The following is an 11,067-nucleotide window of genomic DNA, read 5'->3' as shown; positions in this document are numbered from 1 at the left end:
CCGGCAGGCGGCCTCGCGCTCGCTGCTTTCGCTTCACTGTGTGCTGTTTTCAGCGAAATCAATTAATTCGGTTCCTACAGGAATTCAGACTTTTTCAACACCCTCATCAGGATTTGCGCCATCGCCGTTGCATAGTCCTTGGTGTCGGCAGCCTTCAGCCCCAGACGCTACGCGCCACGCGGGCCACCAGCTCCAGCTTCTGCCGCTGCACCTCGGCGCTGACCAGGTTGCCCTCCTGCGTCGAGGCGAAGCCGCACTGCGGGCTGAGCGCAAGCCGCTCCAGCGGGATGTGCTGGGAGGCCTCCTCGATGCGGCGGCGCAGCAGCTCGTCGCTCTCGATCTCCGGCTGCTTGGTGGTGACCAGGCCGAGCACGACGGTCTTGTCCCGCGGCACGAAACGCAGCGGCGCGAAGCTGCCGGCGCGGGGCGAGTCGTACTCCAGCAGCAGCCGTTGCACCTTGAGCGTGTTGAAGAGCTGCTCGGCGATCGCGTCGTAGCCGCCTTCGACGGACCACATGCTGCGGTTGTTGCCGCGGCAGAGGTGCAGGCCGAAGGTCACGTCCGGGAAGCCGGCGATCAGCGCGTTGTCCAGCGCGATCATGTCGGTGAGCCAGGTGTCGGTGTTCAATCCGAGCCGGTGGAAGTTCTCTATGCCGACTTCGCTGACGAGGTGCGTATAGCGCGGCGCATCGAGCTGGATATAGCGGGTGCCGGCGGCCACGCACTGCGCCACAACCTCGCGCATCAGCCGCAGCGCTTGCTGCATATAGACGTCGCGGTCCGGATAGACCTTGTCCGAGCTGCCCGGCACATAGAGCACGCTTGCGTAGGTCAGGCTCGGCAGCGTCACCTTCACCGGCTTGCTCGTGTGCGCTTTGGCGAACTCGAACTCGCGCAGCGGCAGGTTCTGCTTGAGGGTGAGCGGCGCGGTGACGGCGGGCAGGCGCAGCATCTCGCGCACGACGCCACGCTCGCTGGTGAAGGGCACGGCCGCCTCGGCATCATGCGTATAGCCGAGGCTCTCGGTGAGCGGGTCGAACCAGTAGCGCCGGCGCGCCTCGCCGTCGGTGAGCACGTCTACGCCGGCGGCTGCAAAGATGGCGATGTTCTCCAGCGCGGCGCGGTCCTGCACGGCGGTCCAGGCGGCCGCGTCGATCTGGCCGGCCTCGAACTGCTGCAGCGCCGCTTTCCAGTAGTCCGGCCGCAAGAGGCTGCCGACGATGTCGGCGCGGTAGTCGGGCATGTGGCCTCACCCCCGGCCCCCTCTCCAGCGAAGCTGGAGAGGGGGAGGCTGTGGAAGCTGGCTCGCAATTAGACCTTTGCGGGCTGGGCGGCGGCGAGGAGGTTGGCGGGGTTGTCGCGCACCATGCGCTCGATCTGGCGCTCGGAGATGCCGGCGTCCAGCAGCTTGCCGAAGTAGATCTCCAGCCCTTCGTCCACGTACGGGTTCGTGGTCTGGCCGAGGTCGGTGGAGATGATCGTCGTCTCGGCGCCGACCTGCTTGATGTTCTCGACCACCGTCTCCCAGGCGACTTTGCCCGTGTAGGGCGTGGTGAAGCAGCGCTCGAAGTAGACGCCGTAGGGCTGCAACTCGCGGTGCTGGTCGATGGTCAAGAACGTGGTCGGGAACTCGGCGTGGGTGATGATGATGCGCTGGACCTTGAGCTCGTGCGCGGCCTTCACCACGGCGCGCAGCTCCGGCAGGCTGATGTGGCCCGTGGCCAGCACCATGTCGTGCCGCGCGATCAGCTCCAGGCACTGCATCGCCGCATCGATCACCTTGCCGTTGTCGTCGATCATGCGGATCCAGTTGCCGGCGATGCCGAGCTGGCGCATCTCGCGCGCGATGCTCATCCAGTAGGGCAGCTTGCTTTCGTCGCGCTGGCCGGCGATGTTCTCCAGCTCGTTCTGCGAATCGACGGTCGGCAGCCAGACGACCTTGTTGCCCAGCCGCCCGGCGATGTCGACGGCGATCGGGTTCAGCCCGCCGACCGAGTTGTTCAGGGTCAGCGCGCCGAAGGCCTGCACCTGCGGGAACATGGCGCGCACCATTGTGGCGCGGTCGGCCGTGCAGATGTAGTGCGACTTGAGCACGAAACCGGCCATGCCCGAGTCGATCGTGCGCTGCGCCAGCACCACATCGTCGAACTTGCGCGGCAGCACGTCGGGCGCCGAGTGCACGTGCATGTCGATGGCGCCGCGCAGCAGCCCGTGTACCGTCTCCTTATCCGCCATGCCATTCCTCCCAAAATCGCGACCGGCCCGCGGCCTGCATCAGCGGTGCAGCATCGACTCGTAGTTGGCGCCCATCACTTCAGAGACCGGCCGGCCGGCGAGCACGGCGCGGGTCATCTCCGCCTCGCGCGCGGCGATCCCTTCCGCCGTTTCCAGCACTTCTCCCGCCCGTTTGGCGCTCACGAAGACGACGCCGCTGCCGTCGGCGATCACGAGATCGCCGGGCTGAACGGAGGCGCCGCCGATCGTGACCGGCTCGTTGAACGCCTGCTCCACGGCGCGGCCGCGCGCGGTGAGCGGCACGGCGCCGCGGGCGAAGACGGGGAAGCCGCGCTCGCGCGCCTCGTCCACGTCGCGGCAGGCGCCGTCCACGATCGTGCCGGCCACGCCGCGGATCTGTGCCGCGGTCGAAAGAATGCCGCCCCAGCCCGCCGCGTCGTCGCGCCCCTGGTGGTCGATCACGATCACGTCGCCCGGTGCGGCGGCCTCGATCGCCGCCGTGCCGAGGTGACGGGTCGAGGCCGTGCCGTCGGGCGGACCGAGGCGCACGGTGACGACGCGGCCGGCGATCTTCGCCGTGCCGGTCTGGCAACGAATGCCTGTTACCGTGCCGGCCAGCCCCAGCCGGTCCAGCGCATCGGAGACGGCGCAGGAATCGAGCCGTGCAAGGCGGGCGACCAGTGCATGCATGCTGTGACCTCCGGCCCGTCGGCCCTCACCCCCGACCCCTCTCCCAATCCTGGGAGAGGGGAGCTTGTACGTCCCGCCTTTAGCCTTCTAGCCTCGCGGATCGATCTCCCCTTCCCCCAGGATTGGGGGAAGGGGCCGGGGGATGAGGGCCGAGAGCCCCGCTACTTCGCCTGGCAGGTGCCGATCTGCGGCACTTCGGACGCGGGCACGGTCTGCAGGATGTCTTCCTTCTGGCCGTGCTCCTGGATGATGTAGACGTTCATGCGGCCCTGGTGGTCGTTCTTGTTCATGATCATCGGCCCGGTCGGCGAGTCCGGCCCCTGCGGCATGTTCAGGTTCTCGAAGGCGGTGATCCACTTCTGCGTGTCGGCCTTGCCGTTGACCTTGGCCGCATCGCCGGCGGCGCGGACCGCGCTGATCGCCATGTACGAGACGTACCCATGCACGCCGATCGTGGTGCGCTCCTGCGGGGCGAACTTATGCCAGTCGGCGTCGAACTGCGCGTCGTACGTGTTGCCCGGAATGCCGTCGGTCGGATGGACGGTCACGCCGATGCTGCCGTCCACGGCGTCGGGCGCGGTGCCGCCGAAGAAGTCCTTGCTCGCCTGGGTGGAGATCGCCACCTTCTTGTTGATGCCGAACTGCTGGATGGCGCCCATGATGCGCACCAGGTCGGCGCCGCCGAAGGCGACCACGAGGCCGTTGATCGAGCCGTCGGTCGGGATCTTGCTGACGTAGGGCGAGACGTTCGATTCGTTCAGCGGCACGGGAATCTCGACCGTGACCGAGCCACCGAGCTTGCCGAGAGAATCTTTGTAGGCCTTGAGCTGCGACTGGCCGAAGGCGTAGTCGGCGTACATCACGCCCCACTTCGGCCCGGCGGACTTGATGAGGTAGCTCGACTCCGGGTCGGTGGTCTGGTTGGCGGTCGGCTCGACGCGGAAGGAGAATTTGTTGCAGGCGGTGCTGGTGAACACGTCGCTGGCGCAGCCGGTGGACGCCACGTAGAGGACGCCGAGCTGCGGCGCCTGCTGCTCCACGGCCAGGCACTCGTTGCTGCCCACGCCGCCGACCAGCACATCGACGTTATCCTGCTGCACCAGCTCGCGCGCCAGGCGCACGGCCTCGGCCGGATCGGTCTTCGGGTCGGCGTAGACAGCCTCGACCTTGTGGCCGTTGATGCCACCGGTGGCGTTGATGTGCTGGATGGCGAAATCGACGCCGAGCTTCATGTAGTTGCCTTCGTTGGCGAAGGCGCCGGTCAGGTCGGCCAGCACGCCGATCTTGATCGGGCTGCCCGTGGCCTGCACCTGCGCCTGCGGCGACTGCGTCGGGCCGGCCGGCGCCGCGGCGGCGGGCGAACCAGAGGCGGCGGTGGTGACAGCCGCGGCGCTCGCGGCCTTCGTGGCTGCCGCTGCCGCGGCCGTGCCGGCAGCGCTGGCGGCCGAGGCCGGCGCCGCCGCGCTCGCGGCTTTGACCGCGGTCGCGGGCTTGTTGCTGCTCGAGTTGTTGTTGCTCGAGCTGCAGGCGACGAGCAGCAGCGCGGGCAGCCCCACGAGCAGCAGGCGCAGCGGCGCTCGCCGAATTCTGCGGATGGCCAGATCCATGCCCTGCCTCCCTGTCTTGCTGCGCCGTCGCGTCCACGGGCGGCGGCGTGGTTCCCGGATACTGCCAGCCTCATTCCAGCCGTGCAAGCGGGCGGCTACAGGTTGTGCGCGTCCTCCGTCGCTCGCAGCCCGGCCGCCGCCTCTGGCTCTATCGCCTCACCGTCGCTGCGTGTCATCCGCAGCAGGCCGAGCGCATACGAGCGCAGCCCGCCGCCGAGCCCGCGCAGACCCCGCGCCCGCGCCCGCCGGTAGAGTCCGATCACGCCGTCGTCGGGCATCAGGAAGACGATCGCGATCAGAGCGATGCCGATGAAGAGCTGCGAGTCGGAACTGTGCCGGCTGATCGTCTCCGAGATGTTGCGGAAGCCGGCGGCCCCGATCAGCGGGCCGACAATGCTGTCCACGCCGCCAACGAGCGCGTAGAGCAGGCCGTTGAGCGAGTAGTTCAGCCCAACCATGTCCTGCGAGACGAACTGGTTGTCGAGCACCAGCAGCCAGCCGCCCACCGCCGCGACGAAGCCGGAGAGCAGCGTCAGCGCCATACGGTAGCGGCTGACCTCGTAGCCCATCGCCGCCGCCCGCAGCGGATTCTGGCCGATCGCACGCACGGCACGGCCGAACTGCGAGTTGAGCGCGTACCAGCAGACGGCGCAAACGAACAGCGTCACGCCCAGCACGAGGTAGTAGAAGCCGTGGCCCCGCAGCGGGTTCTGGCCGAAGGAGAGGTGCAGCCCGCCCTTGAGCACGAGGCCGTTGTCGCCGCCGGTCAGCTTGGTCAAAAAGTTGGGCACCTCGAAGAAGGCCAGCGTGGTCAGGAAGGTCAGCATCATGTACTGGATGCCGGAGGCGACGATGGCGAAGATGCCGAACAGCACCGAAACGACCAGGCCGGCGCCGATGCCGATCAGCGGCAGCAGGACCGGGTTGCTGACGCCGTGCTGCGTGGCGATGGCGGCGGCGTAGGCGCTGACGCCGAAGGTGGCGCCGACGCCGATGTTGAACAGCCGCGCGTAGCCGGTGATCAGCGCAACCGAAAGCCCAAGCAGCCCGAAGATCAGATACAGCGCCAGCTTCTGCGAGAAAATCCCGCCCTTCGCCGGCGGCACGACGATCAGCGCGAGCACGAGCAGCGCCAGCAGGCCGCCGTGCAGCCACCACGGCGTTGAACGCCACCTGCGGCCCGCCACCTTCATCGCGCCCGCTCCACCGTCACTCCGAATGGCTGCACAGCCGGCCCCGTCGCCGCTCCGGAAGCCATCGCTTACAGCCGCGCCAGGGCGCTCTGGCGGCGCGATCGCACCATCAGCAGCACGATCACCACGGCGATCGCCAGCAGCCGCACGGCGACCGGCGAAAGCGAGATCGAGCCGTAGGTGATCGTGCCCAGCGATTCGATCTCGCCGAGCAGCACCGCGATCAGCGCCGCGCCCATGAAGTTGCCCATGCCGCCCGCCACCACGACGACGAAGGCGTTGAGGATCACGTCGTTGCCCACGGTTGGATAGACGCCGCTGCTCGGCGCCAGCAGGCTGCCGCCGATGCCGGCCAGCGCCGAGCTGGCCGCGAAGGCGAGCCAGTAGACCCGCGGCACGGGCACGCCCAGCACCGCGGCCATGGAACGGTTCTGCGCCACGGCGCGCAGCCAGATGCCCCACTTCGCATACTTGAGGTAGAAGAAGGCGCCGGCCAGGATCGCCGCCGAGACGACGATGATGATCAGGCTGTACACCGGGTACTGGACGGAGCCGATGTTCACGTGCGCCGAGAGCGGCGCCTCGACCGGCTTGGCGTCGCCGCCGAAGGTGCGCGTCGCCCACTGCTGCAGGATCAGGCTGAGGCCCAGCGTGGCCAGCACCGTCGAGGTCAGCGCCCGGTCCAGCAGCGGACGCACGAGGAGCAGCAGCATGATCAACCCGCCCACGCCCACGACGAGGCCGGCCAGCACCACGCTCACCACGAAATTGTGCGTCTTCGGCAGCGTCCACCAGAGCACGTAGCCGCCCAGCATGTAGAAGTCGCCGTGCGCGAAGTTGACGATGTCCAGCACGCCGAACATCAGCGCCAGCCCGGAGGCGACCAGCGCCAGCGAGAGGCCGACGACCAGCCCGTTCAACGCCTGCAAGATGAACTCGTTCACGCCCTCGTCGCCTCCGCGGCAGGCGCCGGCGCCGCGGCCGCGGCGCCCAGATAGGCGGCGGCCAGCGCGTCCGGGCTGGCGAACTCCTCCGGCCGGTAGACGCCGGTGATCAGGCCACGGTCCATCACGTAGAGCCGGGCGCAGACGCGGCGCAACAACTCGTACGAGGCATCGACCAGCAGGATGGCGTTGCCGCTCTCGGCCGCATGCGCGAGCGCCTCGCTCACGTGCGCAACGAACATCGGCATCAGCCCCTCGCTGGGCTCGTCCACGAGCAGCAGGCGCGGCCGCAGCGCCAGCCCGCGCGCCAGCGAAAGCATCTTCTGCTGGCCGCCGCTGAGCGTGCCGGCGAGCTGCTCGCGCCGCTCTCGCAGGATCGGGAAGAGGGCGTAGGCCCCGTCGAGGCAGCGCTGTTGGTCGCCGCCGCTCTGCAGCAAGGCGCCGATGCGGATGTTCTCCTCCACGCTCATATCGGGGAAAACCGCGCGCTCTTCGGGCACGTAGCCCAGGCCGAGCGCGGCGCGGCGGTGCGTCGGCAGCTTCGAGACCTCGCGCTTGTCGAAGAGGATCTGGCCGCGCGTCTGGCGCAGCAGGCCGATGATCGCCTTCAGCGTCGTGGTCTTGCCCACGCCATTGCGACCGACCAGCCCCACCGCCTCGCCCGCGCTGACTTCGAGCGAGATGCCCTGCACGATGTGGCTCTTGCCGTAGTAGGCGTGCAGGCCGCGCAGCTCAAACATCCTGCAGCCCCCGCAGGAAGACGCGCTGCACTTCGGGCGCCGCGAACACCTGCTCCGGCGTGCCCTCGATCAGCTTGCGGCCCTCGCTGAAGGCGCTCACCGTATCGGCCACCGTGCGCACCAGGTGCACGTCGTGCTCGACCATGAGCACGGCGGTCGTCGTCGCCACCTGGCGCAGCAGGTCGGCCAGGTTCTGGCGCTCGTGCGGGCTCATGCCGGAGGAGGGCTCGTCCAGCAGCAGCACGCGCGGCCGTGCCCCCAGCGCGATCGCGACCTCGAGCTGGCGCTGCTGACCGTGCGCGAGCTGCCCTGCCGGCACGCCGGCGCGATCGTGCAGGCCAACCCGGCCGAGGATCTCGTGCGCCAGGGACAGGTCAGCTTCGCGGCTGCGCGGACGCAGCAGTTGCAGCATGCTGCGGCGCGCCTGCACCGCCATCACCACGTTTTCGAGGCAAGTGAAGGTCGTCAGCACGCTGGTGAGCTGAAACGAGCGGCCGATGCCGGCGCGGGCGCGGTGCGCGGGCTTGCTGGCGCCGAGCGAGCGGCCGTCGAACAACACGTCGCCGCTGGTGGGCAGGATCTGCCCGCCGAGCAGGTTCAGGACGGTAGTCTTGCCCGCGCCGTTGGGGCCGACGAGCGCATGCACGCGCTTGTCGAAGACGTCGAGGTCGACGCCATCCACGGCCTTGAAGCGGCCGTAGAGCTTGGAGACGCCGCGTGCCGCCAGCACGGCCGCGCCCGCCCCGGCGGACGCACCGGTCTTCTCGGCCTCGGATGAGACGGACGCCAGCACCATTCCTCCCGCGTCTCTAGTCACCGAACCGCAACGGGCGCCCTGCGCCGCTTGTGGCCGCAAGCATACGCTTGCCGCACCGCCCGCGCCAATGGCGGCCGACCCCAAGCCGGCGGCGTCCCCATCTGTGCCTGGCCTACAAGACGGCCCGGCCGCGGACCTACCACTGACGGCTTCGCCGTCTGTTCCCTCCCCACAGGGGAGGGGTTATCTGAGAACGAATGCTTGCCTCAACCAAACCCTTCCCCCGTGGGGCCAGAGCGCAGCGCAACGGTGCTCGATGGGCGCTGGGCGCCCATCGAGCACCGAGACTTCCCATGCGGACGCGCCTTCAGCCGCGGCGGGGTTAAGCCGCCGCGATCAGGACCAGGCGCCGAAGGCCCAGCCGCCGCCGGTGCCGGCCGGCGTGCGATAGCCCGGCAGGTAGTCGATCAGCCGGAACTGCAGGTGCTCCAGCGCGCCGGCCGCCGTGATCCAGTTGCGCGTCTCCGAGGTGGCCGAATCCAGGCGCTTGCGCGGCAGCGAGGAGAGCAACTCGCCGTCCTTCTCTTCAAGGCCGCGGATCACCATGCGGTCCAGCTCCTCGTCCACGACGAAGTGGCTGAGCCCGCCCGAGGCGACGACCGCTACGCGCTTGTCCGCATCCCACGCCTCGATCGCGGCGTGCAGCGCCTTGCCAAGCTGGTAGCAGCGGCGCGGCGTCGGCTGGTTGGGTGGATAGCAGGTGTTCTGGAAGACGGGGACGATCGGCCGTACGTTGCCGTTCATAATCCGCCGCACCACGAAGCTGTAGCCGTGCGGCATCCCCTGGCGCTTGGGCGGCGTCTGGCGCACGCGGTCCACGTAGCCGGCCGGGCCGATGCGGCCGCCGTACTCATCGCGCAGGTAGCGCAGGTGCGAGATGTCGAAGTCGGCGTCGATCAAAAACTCGATCAGGTGCTTGCCCAGCGCCGCGTCGACCGGCACGTCCATCGCCTTGTCGCCGTAGCCCCAGGAGGCCGCCTTCATCACGGGCGAGGCCGAATCCCCGAAGGTGCGCGGAATCAGGCGCATCGATTCGCCCCAGTAGACGGCAAACGAAGGCATGTTGTCGTCGAAGAGCAATTCGTCCTGGTCGTCGCTGATGATGACCACGGCGTCGGGCGCGGCCTTCGCCAGCGTCTGCTCCAGCGTGCCGATCGCCTTCTGCGCCCGCTCGAACTGGTCTTTGAAGTTCGCCGGCGTGGCCTTCGTCGCGATCGCCGGGTCCGCCTTCGCCAGCAGCTCGTCGTAGGACAGGCGCGTGCCGTCCGGCGTCAGCAGCTCCGGATTGTTGCGATCGCGCTTTGCATACTCTTCCCACATCTCCGCCGGCAAGCTCAGCAGCGGCGTATGCGACGTGCCGATGCCAAGAACGATCTCCGCCATCGCCAGCCCCCTGTTAAATCAGGTCAAGTACCGCAGCCTCCCCTCTCCATCGAAGATCGCGCTCCGCGCGATGGCAAGCCATGGAGAGGGGGCCGGGGGGTGAGGCCACGCGCTACACCTTCACCGGCACCTTGAAGCGTGTGAAGACCTTGCGCGCGTTCTCCTCGAAGATCATGCGCTTATCCTGCGCCGAGAGGAAGGAGATGCCCTCGATCACCGGCTTCAGGTCATCGAGCCACTTGCCCGTCTTGGGGTCCTTGGCCGAGCCGCTGCCCGGCTTCTCCGTGCCGAACATGCAGCGATCCGGCCCGCAGATCTTGAACAGCAGCTCCAGCGACTCCTGGTTGTAGAGGATCGTGTCGAAGTAGAGCTTGCGCAGCTCGTCGTCGAAGCTTTCGCCGCCGCCCTGCCGCCAGTGGTGCGCCCGCCAGCGGCCGATCTGGTAGGGCACCGAGCCGCCGCCATGCGAGACGATCAGCTTCAGCCCGGGGAAGGTCTGGAGCACGCCGCGGTCGATCAGCGACATGATGGCGATGCTCTCTTCGGTGATGAAGTGGTTGCTGTACGACTCGCGGCCGTTCTTGCAGGCGGCGGAGTGGATCAGCGCCGGCACGTCCAGCTCGACCAGCTTCTCGTAGAGCGGGAACCAGTACTCGTCGCCCAGCGGCGGCGTCTGGCCGTCGCCCTCGCCCGGATCGGGGTTGAGCAGGCAGCCGACGAAGCCCAGCTCGTTGACACAGCGCTCCAGCTCTTCCAGGCAGTCCGTAACCGGGCCGCCGGCCACCTGCGGCAGGCCGCACATGCCGCCGAAGCGATCCGGGTGTGCCTTCACCTCGCGCCCGATCGTGGTGTTGATCGCCTCCAGCCAATAGTGCACCAGCTTGCCGGGTTTCATGCTGTGCTGCATCTGGAAGGGTCGCGGCGAGATGAACTGCACGTCGGTGCCGACCGAATCCATCGTGGCGATGTTGGACTGCGCCGACTTCTCCAGCGCCTCGTCGCTGATGTTGGGGTTGCCCCTGCCGTGGTGGCCGCCGCTGGAGTTCAGTTGCAGGCCGTAGGCGTACAGCTCGGGCGGCGCGACGACGTGGGCGTGAACGTCGATGATCATGGCTGCTCCTCCAGGGAAATGCATGAAGCGCCGTGCTAGCCGAGCACGGCCACGACTTCGCACTGCATCAGCATGCCGCCGGCCAGGTCGTAGAGCAGGGTGTGCCGCGCCGGCCGGTCGTGCTCGTCCGGGAACATCTTCAGCCACTCGGCGTTGAGCGCCTGGCGGTACTGGTTGTCCTTGAGGAAGACGGTCAGGTGCGCTACGTCGGCGGGCGTGGCGCCGCCGGCCGCGAGCAGCGTGCGCAGGTTCTGGAACATGAACTGCGCCTGGCGCTCCGGCTCGGGCGGAATCGTGCTGGTGGCGGGGTCCATGCCGGCGATGCCCGAGGAGAAGATCATGTTGCC

General features: G+C 68.4%; 11 protein-coding genes. All 11 read right to left on the bottom strand.

The genetic code is table 11. The annotated features are described in order from the left end of the window. Positions 1 to 154 precede the first annotated feature (154 nt). Entirely contained in the window at positions 155 to 1,243 is a 1,089-nt protein-coding gene (locus VKV26_24915; protein HLZ73159.1) for a methionine synthase, read from the bottom strand. Between the two features lie 68 nt (positions 1,244 to 1,311). Then, positions 1,312 to 2,235: a DUF6282 family protein gene (locus VKV26_24910; protein ID HLZ73158.1), complete on the bottom strand. Its 924-nt coding sequence runs from the start codon at positions 2,233 to 2,235 to the stop codon at positions 1,312 to 1,314. Positions 2,236 to 2,274: 39 nt separating this feature from the next. Further along, entirely contained in the window at positions 2,275 to 2,925 is a 651-nt protein-coding gene (locus VKV26_24905) for an RraA family protein (GenBank protein HLZ73157.1), read from the bottom strand. 161 nt (positions 2,926 to 3,086) lie between these two features. Next, a complete protein-coding gene (locus VKV26_24900; protein HLZ73156.1) occupies positions 3,087 to 4,532 on the bottom strand; it encodes an ABC transporter substrate-binding protein in 1,446 nt (481 codons plus the stop codon). 95 nt (positions 4,533 to 4,627) lie between these two features. Further along, positions 4,628 to 5,725: a branched-chain amino acid ABC transporter permease gene (locus VKV26_24895; GenBank protein ID HLZ73155.1), complete on the bottom strand. Its 1,098-nt coding sequence runs from the start codon at positions 5,723 to 5,725 to the stop codon at positions 4,628 to 4,630. A gap of 68 nt (positions 5,726 to 5,793) precedes the next feature. Next, positions 5,794 to 6,669 carry a branched-chain amino acid ABC transporter permease gene (locus tag VKV26_24890; protein HLZ73154.1) on the bottom strand — a complete coding sequence of 292 codons (876 nt, stop codon included), beginning with the start codon at positions 6,667 to 6,669 and terminating at the stop codon, positions 5,794 to 5,796. Then, on the bottom strand, positions 6,666 to 7,409 hold the full coding sequence (locus VKV26_24885; protein HLZ73153.1) for an ABC transporter ATP-binding protein: 744 nt from the start codon (positions 7,407 to 7,409) through the stop codon (positions 6,666 to 6,668). The genes VKV26_24890 and VKV26_24885 overlap by 4 nt, the downstream gene beginning before the upstream one ends. Further along, positions 7,402 to 8,205 carry an ABC transporter ATP-binding protein gene (locus VKV26_24880; GenBank protein HLZ73152.1) on the bottom strand — a complete coding sequence of 268 codons (804 nt, stop codon included), beginning with the start codon at positions 8,203 to 8,205 and terminating at the stop codon, positions 7,402 to 7,404. The genes VKV26_24885 and VKV26_24880 overlap by 8 nt, the downstream gene beginning before the upstream one ends. Positions 8,206 to 8,562: 357 nt before the next feature. Then, positions 8,563 to 9,609, bottom strand: coding sequence for an extradiol ring-cleavage dioxygenase (locus VKV26_24875; GenBank protein ID HLZ73151.1), 1,047 nt, complete (start codon positions 9,607 to 9,609; stop codon positions 8,563 to 8,565). 112 nt (positions 9,610 to 9,721) lie between these two features. Beyond that, positions 9,722 to 10,720 (bottom strand): amidohydrolase family protein, encoded by a 999-nt coding sequence (locus VKV26_24870; protein ID HLZ73150.1) that lies wholly within the window; start codon positions 10,718 to 10,720, stop codon positions 9,722 to 9,724. A gap of 35 nt (positions 10,721 to 10,755) precedes the next feature. Beyond that, positions 10,756 to 11,067: RidA family protein (locus VKV26_24865; GenBank protein HLZ73149.1), on the bottom strand; the 312-nt coding region annotated here is incomplete at its 5' end.

The sequence above is a fragment of the Dehalococcoidia bacterium genome, assembly GCA_035310145.1.
In the GTDB taxonomy this organism is placed as follows: domain Bacteria; phylum Chloroflexota; class Dehalococcoidia; order CAUJGQ01; family CAUJGQ01; genus CALFMN01.
This window is presented reverse-complemented; position numbering and strand designations above follow the sequence as displayed.

What these genes read in the sequence shown, in the direction of transcription:
- VKV26_24915 (HLZ73159.1), bottom strand. Translation starts at nt 1,243, where the DNA reads ATGCCCGACTACCGCGCCGACATCGTCGGCAGCCTCTTGCGGCCGGAC.
- VKV26_24910 (HLZ73158.1), bottom strand. Translation starts at nt 2,235, where the DNA reads ATGGCGGATAAGGAGACGGTACACGGGCTGCTGCGCGGCGCCATCGAC.
- VKV26_24905 (HLZ73157.1), bottom strand. Translation starts at nt 2,925, where the DNA reads ATGCATGCACTGGTCGCCCGCCTTGCACGGCTCGATTCCTGCGCCGTC.
- VKV26_24900 (HLZ73156.1), bottom strand. Translation starts at nt 4,532, where the DNA reads ATGGATCTGGCCATCCGCAGAATTCGGCGAGCGCCGCTGCGCCTGCTG.
- VKV26_24895 (HLZ73155.1), bottom strand. Translation starts at nt 5,725, where the DNA reads ATGAAGGTGGCGGGCCGCAGGTGGCGTTCAACGCCGTGGTGGCTGCAC.
- VKV26_24885 (HLZ73153.1), bottom strand. Translation starts at nt 7,409, where the DNA reads ATGTTTGAGCTGCGCGGCCTGCACGCCTACTACGGCAAGAGCCACATC.
- VKV26_24880 (HLZ73152.1), bottom strand. Translation starts at nt 8,205, where the DNA reads ATGGTGCTGGCGTCCGTCTCATCCGAGGCCGAGAAGACCGGTGCGTCC.
- VKV26_24875 (HLZ73151.1), bottom strand. Translation starts at nt 9,609, where the DNA reads ATGGCGGAGATCGTTCTTGGCATCGGCACGTCGCATACGCCGCTGCTG.
- VKV26_24870 (HLZ73150.1), bottom strand. Translation starts at nt 10,720, where the DNA reads ATGATCATCGACGTTCACGCCCACGTCGTCGCGCCGCCCGAGCTGTAC.